This window comes from Dactylosporangium sp. NPDC000521 (genome assembly GCF_042898305.1).
Classification (GTDB): domain Bacteria; phylum Actinomycetota; class Actinomycetes; order Mycobacteriales; family Micromonosporaceae; genus Dactylosporangium.
In genome coordinates this window covers 174,936-198,598 of sequence record NZ_JBIAYW010000005.1, presented here as the reverse complement: position 1 = coordinate 198,598, position 23,663 = coordinate 174,936, and the positions used below count along the sequence as shown (strand labels likewise).

23 protein-coding genes are annotated in these 23,663 nt (G+C 71.9%); 18 read left to right on the top strand and 5 right to left on the bottom strand.

From position 1 onward, the window contains the following. A partial coding sequence (locus ACFY3L_RS18890) for a hypothetical protein (RefSeq protein WP_389325082.1) occupies positions 1-307 on the bottom strand: 307 nt, incomplete at its 3' end. A gap of 347 nt (positions 308-654) precedes the next feature. Between ACFY3L_RS18890 and ACFY3L_RS18885 the strand changes: the two genes are divergently transcribed. The 3 genes from ACFY3L_RS18885 (at position 655) to ACFY3L_RS18875 (ending at position 3,356) form a co-directional block, all read left to right on the top strand. After that, entirely contained in the window at positions 655-1,959 is a 1,305-nt protein-coding gene (locus tag ACFY3L_RS18885; RefSeq protein WP_389325079.1) for a DUF2252 domain-containing protein, read from the top strand. Between the two features lie 10 nt (positions 1,960-1,969). After that, positions 1,970-2,572 carry an MBL fold metallo-hydrolase gene (locus ACFY3L_RS18880; protein WP_389325076.1) on the top strand — a complete coding sequence of 201 codons (603 nt, stop codon included), beginning with the start codon at positions 1,970-1,972 and terminating at the stop codon, positions 2,570-2,572. Positions 2,573-2,954: 382 nt separating this feature from the next. Further along, on the top strand, positions 2,955-3,356 hold the full coding sequence (locus ACFY3L_RS18875; RefSeq protein ID WP_389325073.1) for a PLD nuclease N-terminal domain-containing protein: 402 nt from the start codon (positions 2,955-2,957) through the stop codon (positions 3,354-3,356). A 36-nt stretch (positions 3,357-3,392) separates the two neighbouring features. Here the strand turns inward: ACFY3L_RS18875 and ACFY3L_RS18870 are convergent, their stop codons facing one another. Beyond that, the gene (locus tag ACFY3L_RS18870; protein WP_389325070.1) at positions 3,393-4,313 is read right to left on the bottom strand and encodes a phosphotransferase family protein; all 921 of its coding nucleotides are present in this window, start codon (positions 4,311-4,313) and stop codon (positions 3,393-3,395) included. Positions 4,314-4,432: 119 nt separating this feature from the next. Between ACFY3L_RS18870 and ACFY3L_RS18865 the strand changes: the two genes are divergently transcribed. Genes ACFY3L_RS18865 through ACFY3L_RS18855 form a run of 3 tightly spaced genes read left to right on the top strand, consistent with a single transcriptional unit; the run spans position 4,433 to position 6,173 of the window. Continuing rightward, positions 4,433-4,999 carry a CDP-alcohol phosphatidyltransferase family protein gene (locus ACFY3L_RS18865; RefSeq protein ID WP_360561561.1) on the top strand — a complete coding sequence of 189 codons (567 nt, stop codon included), beginning with the start codon at positions 4,433-4,435 and terminating at the stop codon, positions 4,997-4,999. Continuing rightward, a complete protein-coding gene (locus ACFY3L_RS18860) occupies positions 4,996-5,844 on the top strand; it encodes a DUF881 domain-containing protein (protein ID WP_389325066.1) in 849 nt (282 codons plus the stop codon). Before ACFY3L_RS18865 ends, ACFY3L_RS18860 begins: the two co-directional genes overlap by 4 nt. Continuing rightward, positions 5,841-6,173, top strand: a complete 333-nt coding sequence (locus tag ACFY3L_RS18855; RefSeq protein WP_344498180.1) for a small basic family protein — start codon at positions 5,841-5,843, stop codon at positions 6,171-6,173. The genes ACFY3L_RS18860 and ACFY3L_RS18855 overlap by 4 nt, the downstream gene beginning before the upstream one ends. 146 nt (positions 6,174-6,319) lie before the next feature. Here ACFY3L_RS18855 and ACFY3L_RS18850 read toward each other — a convergent pair whose 3' ends face one another. Then, entirely contained in the window at positions 6,320-6,445 is a 126-nt protein-coding gene (locus ACFY3L_RS18850; RefSeq protein ID WP_389325063.1) for a hypothetical protein, read from the bottom strand. 87 nt (positions 6,446-6,532) lie between these two features. Here ACFY3L_RS18850 and ACFY3L_RS18845 point away from each other — a divergent pair, with 87 nt between their 5' ends. The 9 genes from ACFY3L_RS18845 to ACFY3L_RS18805 all read left to right on the top strand — a co-directional run bounded on the left by ACFY3L_RS18845 (position 6,533) and on the right by ACFY3L_RS18805 (position 13,147). Further along, the gene (locus ACFY3L_RS18845) at positions 6,533-7,630 is read left to right on the top strand and encodes a DUF881 domain-containing protein (RefSeq protein WP_389325059.1); all 1,098 of its coding nucleotides are present in this window, start codon (positions 6,533-6,535) and stop codon (positions 7,628-7,630) included. A gap of 44 nt (positions 7,631-7,674) precedes the next feature. Continuing rightward, positions 7,675-8,058 carry a glycine cleavage system protein GcvH gene (gene gcvH / locus ACFY3L_RS18840; RefSeq protein ID WP_389325056.1) on the top strand — a complete coding sequence of 128 codons (384 nt, stop codon included), beginning with the start codon at positions 7,675-7,677 and terminating at the stop codon, positions 8,056-8,058. A gap of 187 nt (positions 8,059-8,245) precedes the next feature. Further along, entirely contained in the window at positions 8,246-8,686 is a 441-nt protein-coding gene (locus ACFY3L_RS18835) for an FHA domain-containing protein (RefSeq protein WP_033358822.1), read from the top strand. A 97-nt stretch (positions 8,687-8,783) separates the two neighbouring features. Then, positions 8,784-9,434 (top strand): MerR family transcriptional regulator, encoded by a 651-nt coding sequence (locus ACFY3L_RS18830; protein ID WP_389326076.1) that lies wholly within the window; start codon positions 8,784-8,786, stop codon positions 9,432-9,434. A gap of 130 nt (positions 9,435-9,564) precedes the next feature. Beyond that, entirely contained in the window at positions 9,565-10,029 is a 465-nt protein-coding gene (locus ACFY3L_RS18825; protein WP_033358824.1) for a bifunctional nuclease family protein, read from the top strand. A gap of 174 nt (positions 10,030-10,203) precedes the next feature. After that, positions 10,204-10,794, top strand: a complete 591-nt coding sequence (locus ACFY3L_RS18820; protein WP_389325053.1) for a MerR family transcriptional regulator — start codon at positions 10,204-10,206, stop codon at positions 10,792-10,794. Between the two features lie 148 nt (positions 10,795-10,942). Further along, positions 10,943-11,890 carry a GlxA family transcriptional regulator gene (locus tag ACFY3L_RS18815; protein WP_389325050.1) on the top strand — a complete coding sequence of 316 codons (948 nt, stop codon included), beginning with the start codon at positions 10,943-10,945 and terminating at the stop codon, positions 11,888-11,890. Next, positions 11,881-12,519, top strand: a complete 639-nt coding sequence (locus tag ACFY3L_RS18810; RefSeq protein ID WP_389325047.1) for a DJ-1/PfpI family protein — start codon at positions 11,881-11,883, stop codon at positions 12,517-12,519. Before ACFY3L_RS18815 ends, ACFY3L_RS18810 begins: the two co-directional genes overlap by 10 nt. 10 nt (positions 12,520-12,529) lie before the next feature. Beyond that, positions 12,530-13,147: a DUF2461 domain-containing protein gene (locus ACFY3L_RS18805; protein ID WP_389325044.1), complete on the top strand. Its 618-nt coding sequence runs from the start codon at positions 12,530-12,532 to the stop codon at positions 13,145-13,147. 83 nt (positions 13,148-13,230) lie between these two features. Here ACFY3L_RS18805 and ACFY3L_RS18800 read toward each other — a convergent pair whose 3' ends face one another. Further along, positions 13,231-14,706 carry a glycosyltransferase family 4 protein gene (locus ACFY3L_RS18800; RefSeq protein WP_389325041.1) on the bottom strand — a complete coding sequence of 492 codons (1,476 nt, stop codon included), beginning with the start codon at positions 14,704-14,706 and terminating at the stop codon, positions 13,231-13,233. 37 nt (positions 14,707-14,743) lie between these two features. Beyond that, positions 14,744-16,762 (bottom strand): amylo-alpha-1,6-glucosidase, encoded by a 2,019-nt coding sequence (locus ACFY3L_RS18795; protein ID WP_389325038.1) that lies wholly within the window; start codon positions 16,760-16,762, stop codon positions 14,744-14,746. A 273-nt stretch (positions 16,763-17,035) separates the two neighbouring features. Between ACFY3L_RS18795 and glgX the strand changes: the two genes are divergently transcribed. The 3 genes from glgX to treZ are packed head-to-tail and all read left to right on the top strand — an operon-like array spanning position 17,036 to position 23,085. Continuing rightward, on the top strand, positions 17,036-19,141 hold the full coding sequence (gene glgX, locus ACFY3L_RS18790) for a glycogen debranching protein GlgX (protein ID WP_389325035.1): 2,106 nt from the start codon (positions 17,036-17,038) through the stop codon (positions 19,139-19,141). Positions 19,142-19,146: 5 nt separating this feature from the next. After that, positions 19,147-21,378: a malto-oligosyltrehalose synthase gene (gene treY / locus ACFY3L_RS18785; RefSeq protein ID WP_389325032.1), complete on the top strand. Its 2,232-nt coding sequence runs from the start codon at positions 19,147-19,149 to the stop codon at positions 21,376-21,378. A 3-nt stretch (positions 21,379-21,381) separates the two neighbouring features. Then, positions 21,382-23,085, top strand: coding sequence for a malto-oligosyltrehalose trehalohydrolase (gene treZ, locus ACFY3L_RS18780; protein ID WP_389325029.1), 1,704 nt, complete (start codon positions 21,382-21,384; stop codon positions 23,083-23,085). Positions 23,086-23,663 lie beyond the last annotated feature (578 nt).

Sequence of the window (23,663 nt, the reverse complement as noted above, 5' to 3'; positions counted from 1 at the left end):
GCCGAAGGCCACAGCGGAGCGCGGCCAGCCAGAGGCCGAACGCCAGCCGAAGGCCACAGCGGAGCGCGGCCAGCCAGAGGCCGAACGCCAGCCGAAGGCCACAGCGGAGCGCGGCCAGCCAGAGGCCGAACGCCAGCCGACGGCCACAGCGGAGCACCGCCAGCCGGAGGCCGAGCGCCACCGGGAGAAGGCGAGGCACCACCGGCAACAGGCCGAGCGCCGCCCGAAGTAGGCGAAGCACCACCAGCAACAGGCCGAGCACCACCGGGAGAAGGCGAAGCACCACCGGCCAGAGGCCGATCGTCACCGGAAGGAGGGGAAGCGCCACCGGGGAAGAGGAACAGCGAAGCGCCGCCGGGGGAAGGCAGGGTGCCGCCGGGGAATGGCAGCGTGCCGGCGGCGGTGACGAGCGCTTCGACCGCGGCCGGGGAGGGGACGCCGCCGTGGGTGGCGCAGAGCAGGTCGGGGCCGGCGGGGTACCCGGGCAGGTCGCAGCGCGCGCAGGGCGTCGGCACGGCGGTCACAAGATCGGCAGCGTAGACGACGGACGCGCGGTGTGCTGACCGCCGAACGTACTGGATGCGTGGCGCGACAGGCTGTCGTGATTGCGCCAATGTGCGGCCGGCCCAGCCCGGCTGTGCATACGGTTGATCAATGAACGACTCCCAGCAGCGCGCCGATCAGCTGGTCGACGTGCTCGTCACCGAGTTCGGCGAGCTGATGGCCCAGGACCCAGCCGCGTTCCGCCGGAAGTTCCGCAAGATGGCGGCGACGCCGTTCGCGTTCTACCGGGGCAGCGCCTGCGTCTACTACGCCGACCTCAACGGCGTCGCCGACCCGTTCCTCGACGAGCGGACCTCGTCGGTGTGGATCCACGGCGACCTGCACGCCGAGAACTTCGGCACGTACCTGAACTCCGAGGGCATCCTCGTGTTCAACGTCAACGACTTCGACGAGGCGTACGTCGGGCCGTTCATCTGGGACCTGAAACGGTTCGCGGCCAGCGTCGCGCTCATCGGCTACGCGAAGGCCCTGTCCGACGCGGCGATCAGCGATCTCGTGACGGCGTACGGCCGGACGTACGTGTCGGAGCTGCGCGCGATCGCCGCCGGCGGTGAGGAGGCGATCGGTTCGCTGACCCTCGACACGACCGAGGGCGTGCTGCGCGACGTGCTGCAGCGGGCCCGGCTCAACACGCGGGTCGCGCTGCTCGACGAGCAGACGGTGATCGAGGACTACGACCGCCGGTTCGCGATGAGCGACGGCGTGTACGCGGTGGACGCCGACACCCGCGCGGAGGTCGAGGCCGCGTTCGCGGCGTACCTGCACACGCTGCCGTCGTGGGACGGGTCGCGGTCACCCAAGTACACGATCAAGGACATCGTGATGCGCAAGGGCGTCGGGATCGGCTCGGCCGGCCTGCCGTCGTACAACGTGCTGCTCGAGGGGCACACCCAGGCGCTGGAGAACGACGTCATCATCTACATGAAGCAGGGCCAGACCCCGGCGGTGTCGCGGTGGATCACCGACCCGAAGGTCAAGGCGTACTTCAAGCACCAGGGCCACCGTACGAGCGAATCGCAGCACGCCCTGCAGGCACACGCGGACTCGTGGGCGGGCTACACGGAGCTGCGCGGCGTCGGGCAGGTCGTCGCTGAGGTGTCGCCGTACGCGGCGGACCTCGACTGGAGCGACGTCAACGAGCTGCCGGACCTCACCAGCGTGGTCGAGTACCTCGGCCGGGCGACGGCCAGGATGCACTCGGTCGCCGACGACGAGTCCAGCCACGACCTGGTGAACTTCTCCACGGAGGAGGCGATCGTCGCCGCGATCGACCGCGACGAGGACGGGTTCGTCGCGTCGCTCGTCGACTTCGCGCACGACTACGGGGCCCGCGCCCGCGCCGACCACCAGATCTTCGTGGACCTCTTCCGCAACGGGAAGTTCCCGGGCCTGTAAAGATACGGGTATGGCCGCGCGTATCGAACGAATCGTCACCGAAGGCACGTTCTCGCTGGACGGCGAGACGTTCGACGTCGACAACAACGTGTGGATCGTCGGCGACGACGAGGAGGCGGTCGTCATCGACGCCGCCCACGACGCCGCCGCGATCCTGCATGCCGTCGGCTCCCGGCGGTTGCTGGCGATCATCTGTACGCACGGCCACGACGACCACATCGACGCCGCTCCGGAGGTGGCGCTGCGCACCGGCGCGCCGATCCTGCTGCACCCCGAGGACCTGCCGCTGTGGCACATGCGTCACCCCGACGTCGAACCGTCGTCGACCCTGGCCGACGGTCAGGTCATCACGGTCGCCGGTACTGACCTGACCGTCCTGCACACGCCCGGCCACAGCCCCGGCGCCGTCTCGCTGTCGGCGCCGGAGCTCGGCGTCGTCTTCACCGGCGACACGCTCTTCCAGGGCGGCCCCGGCGCCACCGGACGATCATTCTCGGACAAGCCGACGATCCTCGAGTCGATCCGGACCCGCCTGCTCACCCTCCCGGGCGACACGGTCGTCCACACCGGCCACGGTACGGACACCACCATAGCCGCCGAGTCCGGCATCTGATCAAAAAACGCCAAGAAGATCAGAAACGGAAGAGCGGGTGCAGGGTGATCCCCTCGACCGCGAGCGCCGCCCTCCTGACGGTCGATGACACACACGGCGTCAGAGATGAGCACACCGGCCGATCGCAGCACCCCGGCCGATCGCAGCGCGGCGGCCGAGAGCGCGATCTGGCTGCCTGAGGTGACGACGTCCTCGACCAGCAGGACGCGGCGGCCGGCGAGGTCGGCACCCTCCGCGAGCCGGCCGGTGCCGTAAGGCTCCGCGTGCCGGGCGAACGCGCACGGCAGTCCCACGTGCCGGGCGAGCGCCACGACGACCGCGATCCCGCAAGTTCACAGGATCCAATCGACGGGGACAGACAACGGCGCCGGGGGCTGCCATGATGTCCGGCGTGATTCGCCTCTACGGACTGCTGTTCCTGATCGATCTGGTGATGCTGGTCGTCGCGCTCATCGACTGCCTCTCCTCCGACGAGGACCGGGTGCGCAACCTGCCGAAGATCATCTGGGTGTTCATCATCCTGCTGTTCTCACCGGTCGGCTGGATCGCCTGGTACGCCGCCGGACGCCCGCAGGCCGTGCGGGCGGGCGGCACGTGGCGGCCGGGCAGCGGCTTCCCCGAGCACGAACGGCCCCGGCCCGTCGCGCCCGACGACGACCCCGCGTTCCTGCGTGAGATCGCCCGCACGCGCCGCGACGACGAGGAGATGTTCAGCAAGTGGGAGGCCGACCTCCGCCGCCGCGAGGAGGAGCTGCGCCGCCGCGAGGAGCGCCCGGACAACTAGCCCAGACCGGCGTCAGACAGCAAGGCCAGACCAGCGCTATATCAGGCCGGCGTCGAGGCGGGCCCGCAGCCAGGGCAGCATCACGTCGGCCTGGTCCTGCTGGAAACGGCGCAGCGTCGGCAGGCCCGGCGGCGCGGGCTGCCGGGCCCCGTCGGTGAAGAACGCCGCCAGCCCCGCCACCACGGCCGTCACGTCCCCGGGGTCGGGCGAGAAGAACTCCAGCACATCGTCGGAGATCTCCCCACCGTACAGGCGGACATTGAGCAGCAGAGACAGCGTGTCGAACCAGGGGACGCCCACGGCGGCGCCGGGCCAGTCGACGACCATCACCGAACCGTCCGGGCGGATCAGCAGGTTGTCGGCGCGGATGTCGACGTGCACCAGCCGGTCCCCGGCCAGCGCCGCGGTCCCCCGGTCGGCGAGCTCGACGAGCAGGTCCAGGTTGGACGCCACCCACGGATCCAGCGACTGCGGCGGATCGGCCGCCAGCCGCCGCCACCCGGCGAAGTTGCCGGCGAGCAGCGAGGGCAGCGCCGGCAGCCCCGTCGCCGGCACCGCGAGCCGCCGAAGCGCGTCGAGGACAGCCTCGATCTCCGTCTGCTGCCATGGTACGAGCGGCTGCCGGCCTTCCACGTCGGCGAACACGAGGGCCACCCAGGTGCCGTCGTCGTGGAACCCGAGCAGGCGGGGCGCCGGCACGTCCGCCGGCAGCGCCGCGGTGGCCCTGGCCTCGGCGCGGTGCAGGACGACGCTGTGCTCGTTGTGCGCGGCGCTGACCGCCTTCACGAACGCCCGCGACCCGTCCGCCAGGCGCACTCTGTCGGCGGTGCCGGGCGAGAACCCGCCGACCTGCGACACGGCCTCCACGACCGGCCCGCCGACGATGCGCTCGACCGCCGCGCGCACTGGAGGCGGCAGGTCGTCCCAGCCGATGCGTACCCCGGAAGCCTGCGCCATCGCACGATGGTCCCACCTCACGCCGCGCCTGCGCGAGTACGCGATCAGGTGCTGCTAGCATTCCGGTCGTCGTACAGCTGATCGGGGAGAGCGGGCGGACGGTGGACCAGCGTCAGAGCTTGGGCCCGGTGCTCACGGTGCCGAACCTGATCAGCTTCGCCCGCCTGCTCGGCGTGCCGCTGTTCCTGTACCTCTTCCTCGCCACCGACGCGACCGGCTGGGCGATCGGCGTGCTCGTCGTCGGCGGGCTCAGCGACTGGGTCGACGGGTTCGCCGCCCGCCGCCTCAAGCAGGTCAGCCGCCTCGGCGAGCTGCTCGACCCCCTCGCCGACCGCCTGTACATCCTGGCGACGCTGTTCGCGCTGACGTTCAAGGACGTCGTGCCGTGGTGGTTCACGATCGCGCTGCTGGCCCGCGAGGCGGTCATGATCCTCTGCCTCGTCGTGCTGCGCGTCCTCGGCCACGGCCCGCCGCCCGTGCACTATGTCGGCAAGACCGCCACCGCGGTGCTGCTCATGGGCTTCCCGATGATGCTCCTCGCCAAGTTCAGCGAGGCCGCCCGGCCGTGGGCGCTGCCCAGCGGCTGGGCCCTCCTGTGGTGGGGGATCGTCCTGTACTGGGTGGCCGCCGTCTTCTACTTCATCCAGGCCGCGATCCACGTGCGGGCCGGCCGGCTCGCGTCGTGACGTTCGCTCGCCGCGACGACCTGCTCGGTGACCTGTTCCGCACGCCGCTCGACCCGGGCTACGCGCAGGCCGCCGCCCGCCGTGCGGATGGCACGCCGCCGCCCCGGTGGGGCCCGGCCGCCCGGGCCGTGACGCTCGCGGCCGTCGGGTTCCTGCTGGCCGTGGCGTACCACCAGGTCGTGGCCGAGGCACCGTCGGCGAGCCGGGCCCGGGACGACCTGGTCGCCGACGTCCGTTCGCGGCAGCGCACCGCGGAAGACCTGCAGCGCCAGGTCGACGTGCTCCGCACCCAGGTCGACCAGGCCCGCGACGACGCCCTCGCCGACGCGTCCGGCGCCGCGACGCTGCGCGGCCTCGCCGCCGGCGCCGGCACCGCGAAGGTGACCGGCGACGGGGTCGTCGTCCGCGTCGTCGACGCTCCCCCGCAGGTCGACCCGGTCACCGGCCACACGGCCGAGGAGAACCTGGGCATCGTGCTGGACCGCGACCTGCAGGACGTCGCCAACGGCCTCTGGCAGGCCGGTGCCGAGGCCGTCGCCGTCAACGGCCAGCGCCTCACCGCCACCAGCACCATCCGCGCCGCCGGCGGCGTGATCCTCGTCGACTTCAAGCCCGTCACCAGTCCGTACGACGTCGCCGCCATCGGCTCGCCCGACCTCGCCGACCGGTTCTCCTCGTCCGCGACCGCGCGCCGGTTCCGCCGGTACGTCGACAACTACCGCATGCAGTTCACCGTCAAGGCCCGCAAAGGTCTCGTCCTCGCCGCCGCCCCCGAGCCCCCGCTGCGCTACGCCCACCCACCGGCACCGTCGGTGTCGGCATCACCCTCTGGAGGTCACCGGTGATCGCGGTGCTCGCACTGGCCATCGGCGTCGCGGCGGGAATCTTCCTCGAGCCGACCGTGCCGCTGGGTCTGCAGCCGTACCTGCCGATCGCCGTCGTCGCGGCCCTGGACGCCGTGTTCGGCGGTGTGCGGGCGAAGCTCGACGGCATCTTCGACGACAAGCAGTTCACCATCTCGTTCATCTCCAACGTGCTGGTGGCCGCCCTCATCGTCTACCTCGGCGACCAGCTCGGCGTCGGCGGCCAGCTCTCCACCGGCGTCGTCGTCGTCCTGGGCGTGCGCATCTTCAGCAACGCCGCCGCCATCCGCCGCCACCTCTTCCGCGCATGACCTCCCCCGCGAACGAGGACGGCGCTCAGCCCTCCTCACAGACCGACGCCGACCACGTCACCCCCGCGGGCCAGGACGGCGCCCCGCACGCCTCGCAGACCGACGGCGAGCACCTCACCCCCGCGGGCCAGGACGGCGCTCAGCCCTCACAGACCGACGCCGACCACGTCACCCCCGCGGGCCAGGACGGCGCCCCGCACGCCTCGCAGACCGACGGCGAGCACCTCACCCCCGCGGGCGAGGACGGCGCCCAGGGCTCCCCCGGAACGCACGGCGATGCTCCGCCCCCCTCGCCGGTGCCTCCTCGCCGACGTCCTCCATCCCCGCGCCACCTCACTCGTCCGGGCGACATTTCCGAAATGTCCGGAAAGGTGGAATCGACTGCGAGGGGCAAGAAGGAGTCCCCGGCAGAAGGATCCACAAGCGGAGGATCGGCCGCGGACGGCAAGAGGAAGTTCCCGGCGGAGGGATCCACGAGGGGAGGATCGGGCACGGAGCGCAACAAGAAGCCCTCCGCGGAAGCGGGCGCAGAGGGCAAGAAGAGGCGCCCGGTGGAAGCGTCCGAAGGTGAGGGACCGGAAACGGCGGGCCACCAGACCCGGTCGGAAGGCCCCGGAAGAGCGCGACCGGCAACAGCAGGCGAGACGACCCTCGCGGAAGGCCCGGGAACGGCGCGACCGGCAACAGGGGACGAGAAGGACCGCTCTGAAGAGGCCCCCGAGGGCGCTCCCCCGCTGGGCAAGGCGGCGGACAACGGCGGCAAGCGGCGGCGGGGTGGGACCGGGTTGGTCATCGCGCTGCTGCTGGGGTTGCTCGGGTTCGGGATCTCGGTGCAGTTCAAGGCGGGCAACTCCGACGCCGAGCTGGCCGCGGCCAGGCCCGAGGACCTGGTGCGGATCCTGTCTGACCTCGACGCGCAGCAGGACCGGTTGCGGCGGGAGATCAGCGACCTCGAGGAGACGCGGCGGCAGCTGGACTCGGGGGCGCAGGGGCGGGACGCGGCGCTCGCCGAGGCTCGGAAGCGGGCCGACGAGCTGGGGATCCTGGCGGGGACGCTGCCGGCCGAGGGGCCCGGGCTGTCGATCGAGATCACCCCCGGCACGGAACGGGTGAAAGCGGAGGTGATCCTCGACGCGGTCGAGGAGCTGCGGGGCGCCGGGGCCGAGGCGATGCAGATCAGCGGGCGGGAGGGTGGCACGGTCCGGATCGTCGCCGCGACGTATTTCGTGGACGGGGACAATGACCGGCTGGTGGTCGCCGGGTCGAGTCTCGCGGCGCCGTATACGATCATGGTCATCGGAGGGCCTGACACCATGCGTACGGCGCTGAACATCCCCGGAGGGGTGGTGGACAGCGTGCGGCAGCACGGCGGTACGGTTCTGGTGCGCGAAGCGGACCCGGTGCGCGTGACAGCGTTGCACACCGCCGGTGAGTTGCGATACGCAAAGCCAGCTTGACCCGGCACCGACCATGGGCCGGCCAGCACGAGCGAAGGACCGACGTGATTCCCGAGGATCTGCGTTACACGGCGGAGCACGAGTGGCTCGCACCGGCGGACGCCGGCGCCTTCAAGGTCGGCATCACCGACTTCGCCCAGGATGCCTTGGGCGACATCGTGTTCGTGCAGCTGCCCGAGGTCGGGGCGACGGTGAAGGCCGGCGAGTCGTTCGGTGAGGTCGAGTCGACCAAGAGCGTGTCGGAGATCTACGCCCCGGTGTCGGGCGAGATCGTCGCGGTCAACGCCGCGCTGGACGCCACGCCCGAGGTGCTCAACTCCGACCCGTATGGTGCCGGCTGGCTGGTCGAGCTCAAGGTCGACGACCCGGCGGCCGTCGACGCGCTGCTCGACGCCGCGGGTTACCGGGAACTGACCGACAACAGCTGAGCAGCACCGCGATCTGAAACAGCGCATCCAGCAGACAACGTCCGAAGAGACTGACAGGAAATACGGTAATACGCTGCCGCGCGTCTGGTTGACCCGTGATTTCGGGCGTGACTAGGCTCGCTCAGTCAACCGTATGCATCGGCCTGTCGCATCGGAGGACACCCGAAGACGACCGTGAGGTGGTTCCATGACGCGCCCAGACGACGAGTTCCCCCCGCTCGACGTCACGTCCACGCTCAACCTTGGCGCCATTGAGGATGCCATCGCCGGGCCGGACGACGACGTGGTGCCCACCCGCGTGTCGGGCTCACTGCCGCCCGGCACCGCCCTGCTGGCGGTCCGCCGCGGGCCCAACGCCGGTGCCCGCTTCCTGCTCGACCACGACGTGACGACCAGCGGGCGTCACCCCGACAGTGACATCTTCCTCGACGACGTCACCGTGTCGCGTCGCCACGCCGAGTTCCACCGCGAGGGTGGCACGTTCACGGTCCGCGACGTCGGCAGCCTCAACGGCACGTATGTGAACCGCGAGCGGGTCGAGGCCGCGACCCTCAGCAACGGCGACGAGGTCCAGATCGGCAAGTTCCGCCTCGTGTTCGTGGCAGGACCGCGCCCCGACGAGAGCTGAGGCGATGACGGCGTCGGCAGCCGCCTGGGACACCCCGCAGGACCGCGACGGGCACGACCGTGGCGGTCCTCAAGGTGCTGCCCGGGGTGAGCGCCTGATGAGCATCGGCGAGGTGCTCGCGCAGCTGCGCGCCGACTTCCCGGACGTGACGATCTCGAAGCTGCGGTTCCTGGAGACCGAAGGTCTCGTGGAGCCACGGCGGACGCCGGCCGGGTACCGCAAGTACACCTGGACCGACATCTCCCGGCTGCGCTACGTCCTGACCGCCCAGCGTGACCAATATCTCCCGCTCCGGGTGATCCGCGAGCATCTCGCCACGATGGGTGACCCGCTCACCGACGTGTCGCAGTCGGCGCTGCCGGTCGAGGCCGCCCCTGAGGTGCGGCTGAGCCGCCAGGAGCTGCTCGACAAGGCCGGCCTGAGCGACGACACACTGCGCGACCTCGAGGGGCACGGCCTGGTGAAGCCCCGGCCGGGCGGCGGGTTCGACGCCGACGCGCTCGAGGTCGCCACGGCGGCCGCGCGGCTGGCCGAGTTCGGCATCGAGCCGCGCCACCTGCGGGCCTACCGGGCCGCCGCGGACCGCGAGATCGGCCTCTTCAGCCAGCTGGTGACGCCCATGACCCGGCAGAGCGGGCCGGCCGCCCGGGCGCGGGCCGCGGACACCGTCCACGAGCTGGCGGCGCTGACCCAGCGGGTGCATGCCGCTCTGGTACGAGCGGGTCTGCGCGAGATCCTGGGTAAGTGAAACCCTCCTCCGCACCCTCGACCGGAGCGATCTTCGCCACTGAGCGCACTTGGCCCGTGGCACGAGTGGCACGACCGCCCCTTGGTCCGTGTACCGTGCAGGGAGTGGCAAGTCGACACGGAGGCGGGCAGTGCGAGAGCTGAATGTGGTCGGTGTTCGCGTGGAGCTGCCTACCAATCAGCCCATCGTGTTGCTCAAGGAGGTCGACGGCGACCGCTACCTGCCGATCTGGATCGGTGCGGTGGAGGCGACCGCGATCGCCTATGAGCAGCAGGGGGTCAAGCCTGCGCGGCCGCTCACACACGACCTGATGCGCGACATGCTGGCGGCGCTCAAGGCACCGCTGAAGGCGGTCGAGATCGTCGAGATGCGCGACAACATCTTCTATGCCGAGCTGGTCATCGGCGACAACGTGCGGGTCTCCGCCCGGCCGAGTGACTCGATCGCTCTGGCGCTGCGCGTCGGCGCGCCGATCCGCTGCGCGGACCAGGTGCTCACCGAGGCCGCCATCGTCATCCCGGACGAGCAGGAGGACGAGGTGGAGAAGTTCCGCGAGTTCCTGGAGCAGGTCCGCCCGGAGGACTTCGCCGGGTAGTAGGTTCGGTTCCGAAGGGTCTCCTCGTACCAGCGACATATCGGGCAAATGGTTACGATGGCGACGCGCGGAAAATTTGACGCACCGACACGCGGCGTGTCGCGGCGTTACCTCCCCGCTGACCCTCAAGGTGCGCTATAGGGTTGCGGGTGTTGACGCTGGAGGTGGGTCGCAATGCAACAGCCGCCCGATCCCGGGATATCCGGTCATGCTGCTGACACGGTTTCGGTGAGTACGTTCGCCAAGTCCGACGACGTCGGTTACCGCGGTCCGACCGCCTGCCACGCCGCCGGGATCAGCTACCGGCAGCTCGACTACTGGGCCCGCACCGGTCTGGTCGTGCCGAGCGTGCGCGACGCGGCGGGCTCCGGCAGCCAGCGGCTCTACTCGTTCCGCGACATCGTCGTGCTCAAGGTGGTCAAGCGCCTCCTGGACGCGGGCGTCTCGCTGCAGAACATCCGCAAGGCGATCGAGACCCTGCGCTCCCGCGGCGTCGCCGACCTGGCCGGCATCACCCTGATCTCCGACGGCACCACCGTCTACGAGTGCCGCTCCCCCGAAGAGGTCGTCGACCTGCTGCAGGGCGGCCAGGGCGTGTTCGGCATCGCGATCTCCGGCGCGTTCAAGGAGATCGAGGGCACGCTCTCGTACCTGCCCGCCGAGGCGGCCACGCCCGCCGAGGAGGTCCCCGTCACCGCCGACGACTTCGCCCACGCGGGCGGCGACGAGCTGGCCATGCGCCGGGCCCGCCGCCGCGCCGGCTGAAGCCCGGCACTCCCCCAGTCCTCTACGCCGGTCGACCGTCCCAGGTCGGCCGGCGTTTCCGTATGCCGCCAGGCTCGGGAAAGCGTGGCAGGAAAGGTGGGGTCCGCGTCGTTGCGGACATCCGGGCGGCGCCGCGAGGATCAACGGCATGGCGGCTCGGCGGGTACTGGTGGTCCTCTACAACGGGGTGCAGAGCCTCGACGTGACCGGACCGGTCGAGGTGTTCGCCGGGGCCGAACAGGCCAGGAGCGGGTCGTACACCATCCGCAGCGGCAGCATCGGCGGCCTCGGGGTCCGCGCGTCCAGCGGGCTCCGGATGCTGCCGGACGAGGACCTGGCCCGCTCCGGCCCGGCCGACGTGCTGATCGTGCCCGGCGGGGTGGGCACCCGGACGAGCGACCCGCGGCTCGTGGACTGGCTCCGCGACGCCGCGCCCCGGGCAGGACGGGTGGCGTCGGTGTGCACGGGGGCGTTCCTGCTCGCCGAGGCGGGCCTGCTCGACGGGCGCCGCGCCACCACCCACTGGCGGTACGCCGCGGCGCTGGCCCGCCGCTTCCCCAGCGTCACCGTCGACACCGAGCCGATCTTCCTCCACGACCGGAGCGTCTGGACGTCCGCCGGGGTCACGGCCGGCATCGACCTGGCCCTCGCGGTCGTCGAGGAGGACCACGGCCGGGACCTCGCGCTCGAGATCGCCCGGCACCTCGTGATGTTCGTCCGCCGGCCCGGCGGGCAGCGGCAGTTTAGCGCGCAGCTGGAGGCGCAGGTCGCCGGGCGTGACCCGCTGCGGGAGGTGCAGCGCCACATCGCCGAGCACCCCGGCGGCGACCTCAGCGTCGAGGCCCTCGCGAAGCGGGCCAACCTGTCCCCGCGCCAGTTCAGCCGGGCGTTCACGGCGGAGGTCGGCACCCCACCCGGCCGGTACGTCGACCGGGTCCGCCTGGAGACCGCCCGCCGGCACCTCGAGGAGGGCGCGTTCGTGGAGGACACGGCGCGCGCCTGCGGCTACGGCACCCCCGAGGCCATGCGCCGCGCGTTCGTCCGGACGCTCGGTGTCACCCCGACCGACTACAAGGAGCGGTTCTCATGCAGCTGATCTTCGTGGTGTACGAGGGGATGACCGCCCTCGACGCGATCGGCCCCTACGAGATCCTGTCGCGGCTGCCCGGCGCCCGGGTCACGTTCGCCGGGGTGACCGCCGGCCCGGTCCGCACCGACACCGGAGCGCTGTCCCTCGTCGCCGACCGGGCGCTCGCCGACTGCCGCGACCCCGACCTCGTCCTGGTCCCCGGCGGCCCTTCCGTGCGCGCGCAGGTGACCGACACCGCCCTGCACGACTGGCTGCGTGCCGTCGACCCCGCCACCACCTGGACGACGTCGGTCTGCACCGGCTCGCTCATCCTCGCCGCCGCGGGCCTCCTGCGCGGGCGGGCCGCGACGTCGCACTGGCTCGCGCTGGACCTGCTGCCGGCGTACGGCGTCACCCCGGTCTCCGAACGGGTCGTCCAGGACGGCAAGTACGTGACCGGCGCCGGCGTCTCGGCCGGCATCGACCTGGCGCTCACCCTGGCGGCCACGATCGCCGGGCCGCCGGTGGCCCAGTCGATCCAGCTCGCCTGCGAGTACGACCCCCAGCCGCCCTTCACCGCCGGCTCCCCGCTGACCGCTCCCCCGGCCCTCGTGTCGCGGCTGCGCGCGGACGCTCACCTCGTGCTGGCGACATAGACTGCTGGTCGTGGCGTTCCGTGGCTGGCCCGCCGAGGCCCTCGACTTCTACGACGGCCTCGAGGCAGACAACTCCAAGACGTACTGGACCGCCCACAAGGCGGTGTACGAGGAGCAGGTCCGCGCCCCGATGCTCGCGCTCCTGGAGGAGCTCGCGCCGGAGTTCGGCCCCGCGAAGATCTTCCGCCCGTACCGCGACGTCCGGTTCAGCGCCGACAAGTCGCCGTACAAGACCTCGTGCGCGGCGTCGTTCGAGCAGGGCGGCTATGTCCAGCTGACGGCGGGCGGCCTGGCGGCGGGAGCCGGCGCGTACATGATGGACTCCCCGCGCCTGGCGAAGTTCCGCCAGGCGGTCGCCGACGACTCCAGCGGCGCCCCGCTGACCGAGATCGTCGCCGCCCTGGAGGCGAAGGGCACCTCGGTCACGTCGCACGAGCAGCTGAAGACGGTCCCGCGCGGCTTCCCGAAGGACCACCCGCGCGCGGACCTGCTGCGGCACAAGGGCCTGATCGCCTGGCACCAGTTCGAGCTGCGCCCGTGGCTGGGCACCCCGAAGGCGAAGACGCACCTGGTGACGTTCTTCCGCTCGTGCGCCCCGCTCCAGGAGTGGCTCGCCACCCACACCTGACCGGCGCGCCCCCACATGATCCGGAAGACTTCTGGTCGCCCTGGCGACACAAAGTCTTCCGGATCATGAAACGCCAGGCAGGGTCAGCGCCGTTCGACGGCCGCCATGACGACGTCGAACGGGGCGGCGGCGGCCCGGGCGGCTTCGGCGCGGTCCGCGGCTTCGCGCTCGGAGGCGTCGAGCCACAGGGCACCCTCGGTGCGCATCGCCTCGCGGGCGGCCGACGCGCCCGCCTGCCAGGCGGCCTCCTCGGCGGCGGCGCGCAGCAGCGCGGCGGGGCGTTCGCCGACCGGGACCTCCGGCGGGTCGGCCAGCAGGTTGCCCGGCGGGACGAAGACGACGGGCAGCCCCGAGCCGAGCAGCGCCGCGTGCCGGCGGGCCTCGAAGTCGGGAGCGGAGACCACCGCGTCGGCGTAGACGGCGGCGGTACGGGCCGCGATCGCCTCCCACGAGTGCCGGTCCCGGACCATCTGCCGCGCCTTCGTCGCCAGACCCTGCGCGAACAACGGGTCCTGCAGCAACGCGTCGACCGCGTCGGCGAGGCCGTCGGGCTCACCCACGGGGAAGCGGACACCGGTCACGCCGTGCTCCACGATCGAGGCGAGCCCACCCGTCGACGCGACGACGAGCGCCGCACCCGAGGCGGCGGCTTCGAGGGCGACGGTGCCGGTCGGCTCATACCGGCTGGGCATGACGAACGCGTCGGCGGCGGCGAGGACCGCGGCGAGGGTGCGCTGGTCGAGCCGGCCGGGGAAGCTGACGGCCCGGTGCAGCTTGCGCTTGCGCGCCTCCTCGATGAGGGCGGCCCGGTAGTCACCGTCGCCGGCGACGACGGCGCGCGTGCCGGGGTGCCGGTCACGGATCGCCGGAAGTGCCTCGAGCAGGTCCTGGACGCCCTTCTCGGCGATGAGCCGGCCCGCGTAGACGAGCAGCGGGCCCTCGCCGGCGAAGCGGAGGCGGGCGGCGAGGACCTCGCGGGCGCTCGCGGTCCACATGTCGGGATCGATGCCGTTGGGCACGACGTCGACCCGCTCGTCGGGGACGTCGAAGAGGTGCTGGACCTCCCACCGCAGGTACTCGGTGGGCACGATCACCCGGCACGCCTCCGAGCCCAGCCACCACTCGACGGAGTGCACGGAGCGGCTGGTGTCGCCGGTCAGGTAGCCGTTGCGCCGGCCCGCCTCGGTCGCCTGCATCGAGGCGACGAACGGCACCCCGAGCGCATCCTTGAGGGTGACCGCGGCGTGGGTGACGAACCAGTCGTGGGCATGGATGACGTCATACCCCTCGGCGGGCACGGTGCGGATCGCGGCCTCGGCGAGCAGATGGTTGACGGCCATCGTGTCGGCGAGAGCGCCCGCTCCACCCGCCCCGTCGGCGGACGGCAGCGGCGCGGCCCGGACCACCCGGACGCCGTCGACCACGGACTCCGGGACGGGGCCGTGGCGGGTCACCACGGTCACCGAGTGACCGGCGGCGGCCAAAGCTGCTGACAGCGCGGCGATACGCCCGCGGGGCGCATCATCTGTCGACGGACTCTGAAAATCCCAGGCGATCATCAATACGCGCATAGCGGATACCTCTCGTCGCCGACTGTCACCGTAGCGCGTTCCGGCGCTTGCGCGGAGCAGCTTCGCGGGCCAATTTCAACTTTTCGGTCTTGCCGGAAGATGCCGATTGCAACTTGCGGTTCTGCCTGACCACGGCGCGTGCGTGCAACACCGCGGCGACCGAACGGGCGGAGAACGGGGCGCCGGTCGCGCGGTGCGGGGCGTCACCCTCCGCGATCTCGCTGACGGAGCCGAGACCGCACTCGCCGACGTGCGCCTCGACGGCGGTGAGCACGCTGTCCACCGGCAGCCCGGCGGCGATCCGCGCCTCGACGTACGGCCCCAGCAGCCACAGCCACGCGGTCCCCTGGTGGTACGCCGTGTCCCGGGCGACCACACCGCCGCGGTGGGTGCCGTGGTAGCCGTACTCGGCCGGGGCGAGGCTGCGCAGCCCGAGCGGCGTGACGAGCGTCGACCCGATCGCCTGCAGCACCTGCGTGCGCAGCCGCGACTCGTCGGCGGCCGGCGCGTACGGCAGGCTGAACGCGAGCAGCTGGTTGGGGCGCAGCACGGCGTCGTCGTGGATGCTGCCGCCGCCCTTCGGATAGGCGGCGGGCCGGGCGTCGACGAGGTCGAAGAGCCAGCCGTCGGGTGCCCGGAACCGCTTGACGACCTGGGCCTTCACCGCCTCACGGCGGGCGTGCACGACGGAGGCGTCGCGGCCGCAGCGCTCCCGCAGCGCGCCGACGGCGCCAAGGGCGTTGGCCCACAGGGCGTTGAGCTCGACGGGCTTGCCGTCGCGCGGGGTGACGGGACCCCGGGGCAGCCGGGCGTTCATCCAGGTGAGGCCGGACTCGTCGGCCTCGACGGCGAGCAGCCCGTCGGAGGCGTCCACGCGCACGCCGTCGCGGGTGCCCTTGGTGTACGCGGCGATCACGCTCTCCAGCACGGGCAGCAGCTCGGCGGCGAGCGCGTCGTCGCCGGTGCGCGCGACGTGCCGCTCGGCGGCGTGCACGAACCACAGCGGCCCGTCGCAGTCGCCCAGCCGGGACGTGCGCATCCGCTCGGGCAGGTCGGCGTGGGCCCGCAGCAGGCGGGCGCCCTCCTCGAACCGTCCGGTGGCCAGGAACAGCCCTTCGTAGGCGGTCATCGTGTCGCGCAGGTAGCTGCCGAACCACGGGTACCCGGCGACGACGCCGGGCGTCCCGTCGGGTGTCGTGATGATGCACTGGTCGGCGGCGAGCACGAGGGCCTTGTCGACGGCGTCGCGGGCACCGGCGGTGGCGGCGGTCCGCAGCAGCTTCCGTGCCCGGCGCCCCGCGTCGCTCACCACGGTGGCCGCCGCGGGCGGCACGGCGTCGAGGTCGCCGGACCAGGCCGACACCGACAGCGTGTCGCCCTGGGCCAGGACGGCCTGGAACGTGCCGGCGGCCCACAGGTCCTCGACCGGGTTGAGGCCCCTGGCGGCCTCCTCGCGGGCGTACGCGTCGAGGTACCACTCGCCGACCGGCCGGAAGTCCGGCCCGTCGACGCGGTAGGCGCCGTCGACGGTGAACCCGCCGCCCTCGACGAGCTCGACCACCGGCGGCTCGGTCGTCCGGTCCCGTTCGGTGTCGGCCTCGCGCCACGTGCACAGCGCGGTCAGCGCCAGCTCGACCTTGGCGCCGGCCGGCGCGGCGACGAGCCGGTGCACGACGGCGACGCTGTTGCGCCCGTGCGTCATCGCGATCTCGCGCTCGATCACGACCTCGCCGATCCGCCAGCGCCAGCGCGGCACGCCGTCGGCGAGCTCGAACTGCTCGAGGTGGTGGTGGCCGGCCGGGTCGACCGCGCCCGACGCCCATTCGTGCACGGCGAGGCGCACGGTGGCGCCGCCGGGCAGGGTGACGACAGGGTCGAGGGCGGCGAGCGCGAGGTGCCGGTCGGGGGTGACCAGCAGGCCGTGGTACCGGCGGGTGCGGAGCCCCGCGACCGTCCCGGTCGCGTAGCCACCGGTCCCGTCGGTGACGAGCCATTCGTGCTCGAACCCGGCAGCCGAACCGCAGACATGGGGGCCGAAGGTCATGACCGATCCCGGGGGCATGTGCCCAACTATGATCCGAACCCCCTTGTTTGAAACGCGCGCCACACGAAATTCGGGTGTGATTCATCCCTGGCACCTGTCGGAAACCCGACGCGCCCCGGCGCACGATTCATTATTGAGGGTGTTGGGCATATGGCAGCCAGCTTCGCGCGTACCCGCGCGTGAACTTTCGACGCACGTAACACTGTGGCAACGCGGCACCCGTTGAACACTGGTGCCGACTGAAGGATGCCAACCGAAGGATCGGGAGCAGAGATGCAGGTTTGGCCGGGCAACCGGTACCCGTTGGGTGCGACGTACGACGGGCAGGGCACGAACTTCGCGATCTTCTCCGAGGTGGCAACGGCCGTCGAACTGTGCCTGTTCGACGACAACGACGTCGAGGAGCGGATCAAGCTTGTCGAGGTCGACGCGTTCGTGTGGCACGCCTACCTGCCGGGTGTCGACCCGGGACAGCGCTACGGCTTCCGCGTGCACGGTGACTACGACCCGGCGCGGGGGCTGCGCTGCAATCCGCACAAGCTGCTGCTCGATCCGTACGCCAAGGCGATCGACGGCGACATCACCTGGGACCCGGCCGTCTACGGGTACGACTTCAACGACCCCGAACAGATGTCCACGGCCGACTCGGCGCCGTTCATGCCGAAGGCCGTCGTGGTGAACCCGTGGTTCGACTGGGGCAACGACTCGGCGCCGCGCATCCCGTACCACCACACGGTGGTGTACGAGGCGCACGTGAAGGGCCTGACGATGCGCCACCCCGACGTGCCGGAGGAGCTGCGCGGCACGTACTCCGGCATCGCCCACCCGGCGATCATCGAGCACCTGCGCCGGCTCGGCGTCACCGCCCTGGAACTGCTGCCGGTGCACCACTTCGTGCACGACCAGCGCCTGGTGGAGCTCGGCCTGTCCAACTACTGGGGCTACAACACGATCGGCTTCTTCGCCCCGTACCACGGGTACGCCCGGCGGCACCGCGGCCAGCAGGTCCAGGAGTTCCGCGGCATGGTCAAGGCCCTGCACGCGGCCGGCATCGAGGTCATCCTCGACGTCGTCTACAACCACACGGCCGAAGGGAACCACCTCGGTCCGACGCTCGGCTTCAAGGGCCTGGACAACGGCCACTACTACAAGCTCGAGGACGACGACAACCGCTACTACACCGACTACACGGGCACCGGCAACAGCCTCAACGTGCGCAACCCGCACACCCTGCAGCTCATCATGGACTCGCTGCGCTACTGGGTGACGGAGATGCGCGTCGACGGGTTCCGCTTCGATCTCGCCTCGACCCTGGCCCGCGAGTTCTACGAGGTCGACCGCCTGTCGACGTTCTTCGAGGTCGTGCAGCAGGACCCGGTCGTCAACCAGGTGAAGCTGATCGCGGAGCCGTGGGACGTCGGCCCGGGTGGCTACCAGGTCGGCAACTTCCCGCCGCTGTGGACGGAGTGGAACGGCAAGTTCCGCGACACGGTCCGCGACTTCTGGCGCGGGGAGCCCGCGACGCTCAGCGAGTTCGCGTCGCGGATCTGCGGCTCGGCGGACCTCTACCAGGACGACGGTCGGCTGCCGTTCGCGAGCATCAACTTCGTCACCTGCCACGACGGCTTCACACTCAACGACCTGGTGTCGTACAACGAGAAGCACAACGAGGCGAACACCGAGGACAACCGCGACGGGGAGAGCCACAACCGGTCGTGGAACTGCGGCGTCGAGGGCCCCACCGACGACCCGGAGATCAACGCGCTGCGGGCGAAGCAGCGGCGCAACTTCCTGACCACGCTGATGCTGTCGCAGGGGGTGCCGATGATCGCCGCCGGCGACGAGCTCGGCCGCACCCAGGGCGGCAACAACAACGCGTACTGCCAGGACAACGACATCAGCTGGATCGACTGGGACGACGTCGACGAGCAGCTGCTCGCCTTCACCCGGGGGCTCGCCGCGTTCCGGGAGCGGCACCGGGTGTTCCGCCGCAGGCGGTTCTTCACCGGGCGGCCCGTCGCCCGGCAGGAGGGTACGCCGATCCCGGACGTGGCGTGGTTCGCCACCGACGGCCGGCAGATGACCGAGGAGGACTGGGACAACCAGTTCGGCAAGGCGCTCATGCTGTTCGTCAACGGCCAGTCGATCACCGAGCGGGGGTCGCACGGTGAGCGGCACGTCGACGACTCGTTCCTGCTGTGCTTCAACGCACACTACGAGCCGGTCGACTTCGTCATCCCGGAGACGGACTACGGCAAGGAGTGGGAGCTGGTGATCGCCACCGCGCCCGGGTCGGCCCGCGGCGGCGTGTCGTACACCGCCGGCGGGACCCTCGTGGTGCCGGACCGGTCCCTCGTCGTGCTCGACCGGACCGTGTGATCCGCGTGGCGGCGAACATCCCGTCCGGGACGTACCGCGTCCAGGTGCGCCCCGACTTCGACCTCGACGCGGCCGCCGGGCTCGCCGGCTACCTGCACGACCTCGGCGTGAGCCACCTGTACTCGGCGCCGCTGCTCGCCGCGACACCCGGCTCCCCGCACGGCTACGACGTGGTCGACCCGACCCGCGTCAACCCGGAGCTGGGCGGCCGGGAGGCGCTGCGGCGGCTGGTCGAGGCGCTGCGGCAGCAGGGGCTGGGCCTGGTCGTCGACATCGTGCCCAACCACATGGGCCTGTTCCAGCCGGCCGCGAACCCGGCCTGGTGGGACGTCCTGACGCACGGCCGGTCGTCGCGGTACGCGTCGTGGTTCGACATCGACTGGGATGCCGGCCCGCTCGTGGTGCCGGTCCTGGGTGACGACTCCGACGTCTCGCTGTTGTCGGTCGAGGGCGGCGAGCTGCGCTACTACGAGCACCGCTTCCCGATCGCGCCCGGCACCGGTGACGGCACCCCGCAGGAGGTGCACGACCGGCAGCACTACCGGCTCATCGGCTGGCGGCGCGGCAACGAGCTGCTCAACTACCGCAGGTTCTTCGCCGTGACGGAGCTGGCAGGTGTACGGGTGGAGGACCCGGCCGTGTTCGACGCCACCCACGAGGAGGTGCTGCGCTGGGTGGCCGACGGCGACGTCGACGGCATCCGGGTCGACCACCCCGACGGGCTGCGCGACCCTGGCGGGTACCTCGCCGCGCTGCGCGAGCGGGCGCCGGACGCGTGGCTGGTCGTGGAGAAGATCCTGGAGCGGGGCGAGCCGCTGCCCCCGCACTGGCCCGTCGACGGCACCACCGGCTACGACGCGCTCGGCGAGGTGTGCGGCCTGTTCATCGACCCGGCCGGCGCCCCGCCGTTCGACGGCGAGGACTGGCCCGAGGAGGCGCACGGGCAGAAACTGGACGTGACCCGGCGGCTGTTCCCGGCCGAGCTGCGCCGCCTGCACGCCCTCGCGCCCGGCCCCCTCACGGTCGACGTCCTGGCGGAGCTTGCCGCGAACTTCCACGTGTACCGCACGTACCTGCCGTACGGCCGGGACGACTTCGACGCCGCCGTCGCGGAGACGAAACGCCGCCGGCCTGACCTCGCCGACGCGCTGGACGACCTCGTCCCCCGCCTCACCGACCCCGCCGACGAGCTGTGCGCCCGGTTCCAGCAGCTCACCGGCGCCGTCATGGCCAAGGGCGTCGAGGACACCGCCATGTACCGGTGGAACCGGTTCATCGCCCTCAACGAGGTCGGCGGCGACCCGTCCCGCTTCGGCGTGCCACCGCAGGAGTTCCACGCCGCCGCCGCCCGCCGCCTCGCCGAGTGGCCGGCCGGGATGACGACCCTGTCGACCCACGACACGAAGCGCGGCGAGGACGTCCGGGCCCGCCTCGCGGTCCTGTCCGAGGCGCCGGACCTGCTCACGCCGCTGCTCGGCCGGGCCGGCATCCCCGACCCGTCGTTCGAGACGCTGTTCTGGCAGACCGTGGTCGGCGCGTGGCCGCTGAGCGCCGAGCGGCTGCAGGCGTACCTGACGAAGGCGGCCCGGGAGGCGAACCGCTCGACCTCGTGGGACAACCCCGACTCGTCCTTCGAGGCGGCGCTCGCCGCCGCCGTGCGCCTCCTCGACGACGACACCGCCCTGCGCGCCGAGGTCGACGCGATCGTGGCGGCGATCCGGCCGTACGGGTGGTCCAACGCTCTCGGGCAGAAGCTGGTGCAGCTGACCATGCCCGGCGTCCCCGACGTCTACCAGGGCACGGAGCTGTGGGAGGACTCGCTCGTCGACCCCGACAACCGCCGCCCCGTCGACTTCGCCGAGCGGCGCGACCTCCTGCTCGCGTTGGATTCGGCCACCGTGCCGCCGCCCGTCGACTCCTCCGGCGTGGCGAAGCTCCTCGTCGTCAGCCGGGCGCTGCGGCTCCGCCGGGACCGGCCGGAGCTGTTCCGGCAGTACCAGCCGGTGCCCACCACCGGTGACAACGCCGGCAACGTGATCGCCTTCGACCGCGGCGGCGCGGTGACGGTCGCCACGCGGCTGCCGCTGCGCCTCGCCACCGCCGGCGGCTGGGACGGCCAGGACCTGAAGCTGCCCGCCGGCGCCTGGACCGACGTCCTGACCGGCCGCGCGATCGCCTCCACGCGGGTCGGTGACATCCTCTCGACGTACCCCGTCGCGCTCTTGGTGAGGGAGTAGTCCGTGCACGAGTTCCGCGTCTGGGCGCCGTCCGCGGGCAGCGTCGAGCTGTCCACCGGCGGCGCCAGGCTGCCCATGGCTTCCGGCGACGACGGCTGGTGGACGCTGACCGTGCCGGACGCCGGCCACGGCACCGACTACGGGTTCGTCCTCGACGGCGGCGAGGTCCTTCCCGACCCCCGCTCCAGGCGGCAGCCGTCCGGCGTCCACGGCCTGAGCCAGGTGTACGAGCACGACTCGTACACCTGGAACGACCGCGACTGGAAGGGCCGTCAGCTGCCGGGCAGCGTCATCTACGAACTGCACGTCGGCACGTTCACCCCCGGCGGCACGTTCGACGCGGCGATCGAAAAGCTCCCCTACCTGCGGGACCTCGGCGTCGACATGGTCGAGCTGCTGCCCGTCAACACGTTCAACGGCGAGTGGAACTGGGGCTACGACGGCGTCGGCTGGCACGCCGTCCAGGAGTCGTACGGCGGCCCCGACGGCCTCAAACGCTTCGTCGACGCCGCGCACGCCCACGGGATCGGCGTGATCATCGACGCGGTCTACAACCATTTCGGCCCGTCCGGCGCGTACACGCCGATGTTCGGCCCCTACCTGTCCGCGGGCACGAACACGTGGGGCCGCTCGCTGAACCTCGACGAGGCGGACTCCGGCGAGGTCCGCCGCTTCATCATCGACAGCGCCCTGCAGTGGCTGCGCGACTACCACGCCGACGGCCTGCGCCTCGACGCCGTGCACGCCCTCGTCGACCGCGGCGCCACCCACCTGCTGGAGGAGCTCGCCGTCGCCGTGGACGCCCTGTCCACCGCCGTCGGCCGCCCCCTGTCGCTCATCGCCGAGTCCGACCTCAACGACGCCAAGCTCGTGACGGCCCGCGAGGGCGGCGGCTACGGCCTGCACGCCCAATGGGACGACGACGTGCACCACGCCCTGCACGCCCTGCTCACCGGCGAACGGCAGGGCTACTACGGCGACTTCGGCTCCCCCGCCTGCTTCGCCACCGTCTGGACCTCCGCCTTCTTCCACGCCGGCACCTGGTCGTCCTTCCGCAGACGCGTCCACGGCCGCCCGGTCGACACCGCTCGCATCCCCGGCCACCGGTTCGTCGTCTGCCTGCAGAACCACGACCAGATCGGCAACCGCGCCACCGGCGACCGCCTGACCCAGTCGCTCTCCGACGGCCTGCTCAAGGTGGGCGCGACGCTGCTGCTCACGTCCCCGTTCACCCCGATGCTCTTCATGGGCGAGGAGTTCGCCGCCCGCACCCCGTGGCAGTTCTTCACCAGCCACCCGGAGCCCGACCTGGCCTCCGCCGTCCGCACCGGCCGCCGCGAGGAGTTCGCGGCCCACGGCTGGCCGCCGGGCGACGTCCCCGACCCCCAGGACCCGGCCACCTTCGAGCGCTCCCACCTGGACTGGTCCGCCCAGGACCCGGCCATGCTGGCGGTGTACCGGTCGCTGATCGCCCTCCGCAAACGCCACCCCGCCCTGTCCGACCCGCGCCTGCCCCTGGTCGAGGTCACCCACGACGACGGCGTCCTGCTGATCCGCCGCGGCCCCCACGTCGTGGTGGCGAACCTGACCGCCGACCCCCGCACCGTCCCCCTCTCCGCCGACTGCCTCCTCTTCACCACCGACGACGCAGTCGTCCTGCAGTCCAACTCCCTCACCCTCCCCCCGGAGTCCGCCGCCATCCTGTAATGCCCCCACCGCTGCCGCGTCGGGTCCCGGCGGGCATGCTGTGCTTCCGCCCCACCGCTGCGCGCCGGTTCCCGGCGGGCATTCTCACCCGACCGCTGTGCTGCCGCCCCACCGCTGTCGCGGCGGGTCCCGGCGGGGATTCTCACCCGCACCCCAATGCGCCGCTGCGCGGCGCACTGCCCGCGCTGAGACGCGAGGCAGGGCAAGCGGCGCTTGCGCGCCGCATCGGGTGGTCGCCCTCCGCGAGTTGCCGGCGTGATCCAAGGATGAATCTGGCCGCGCGGGCAGCCACCGCCGTCCTTGGATCACCTCGGCGAGACCCCTCGCGTCCACGCGCCTGGGCCCGCGGCCCAGCGACGGGGACGCCACCAGAAGTCTGCGCGTGATCCACGGACGGAACTGGCCGCGCGGACAGCCACCGCCGTCCTTGGATCACCTCGGCGAGACCCCTCGCGTCCACCCGCCTGAGTCCGCGGCCCAGCGACGGGGACGCCACCAGAAGTCGACGCGTGATCCACGGACGGAACTGGCCGTGCAGGCGGCCACCGCTGTCCTTGGATCACCTCGGCGAGACCCTT

Coding starts and splice junctions, on each gene's coding strand:
- ACFY3L_RS18885 (WP_389325079.1), top strand. CDS start 655: ATGAACGACTCCCAGCAGCGCGCCGATCAGCTGGTCGACGTGCTCGTC.
- ACFY3L_RS18880 (WP_389325076.1), top strand. CDS start 1,970: ATGGCCGCGCGTATCGAACGAATCGTCACCGAAGGCACGTTCTCGCTG.
- ACFY3L_RS18875 (WP_389325073.1), top strand. CDS start 2,955: ATGTCCGGCGTGATTCGCCTCTACGGACTGCTGTTCCTGATCGATCTG.
- ACFY3L_RS18870 (WP_389325070.1), bottom strand. CDS start 4,313: ATGGCGCAGGCTTCCGGGGTACGCATCGGCTGGGACGACCTGCCGCCT.
- ACFY3L_RS18845 (WP_389325059.1), top strand. CDS start 6,533: ATGTCCGGAAAGGTGGAATCGACTGCGAGGGGCAAGAAGGAGTCCCCG.
- ACFY3L_RS18835 (WP_033358822.1), top strand. CDS start 8,246: ATGACGCGCCCAGACGACGAGTTCCCCCCGCTCGACGTCACGTCCACG.
- ACFY3L_RS18830 (WP_389326076.1), top strand. CDS start 8,784: ATGAGCATCGGCGAGGTGCTCGCGCAGCTGCGCGCCGACTTCCCGGAC.
- ACFY3L_RS18820 (WP_389325053.1), top strand. CDS start 10,204: ATGCAACAGCCGCCCGATCCCGGGATATCCGGTCATGCTGCTGACACG.
- ACFY3L_RS18815 (WP_389325050.1), top strand. CDS start 10,943: ATGGCGGCTCGGCGGGTACTGGTGGTCCTCTACAACGGGGTGCAGAGC.
- ACFY3L_RS18810 (WP_389325047.1), top strand. CDS start 11,881: ATGCAGCTGATCTTCGTGGTGTACGAGGGGATGACCGCCCTCGACGCG.
- ACFY3L_RS18800 (WP_389325041.1), bottom strand. CDS start 14,706: ATGATCGCCTGGGATTTTCAGAGTCCGTCGACAGATGATGCGCCCCGC.
- ACFY3L_RS18795 (WP_389325038.1), bottom strand. CDS start 16,762: ATGACCTTCGGCCCCCATGTCTGCGGTTCGGCTGCCGGGTTCGAGCAC.
- glgX (WP_389325035.1), top strand. CDS start 17,036: ATGCAGGTTTGGCCGGGCAACCGGTACCCGTTGGGTGCGACGTACGAC.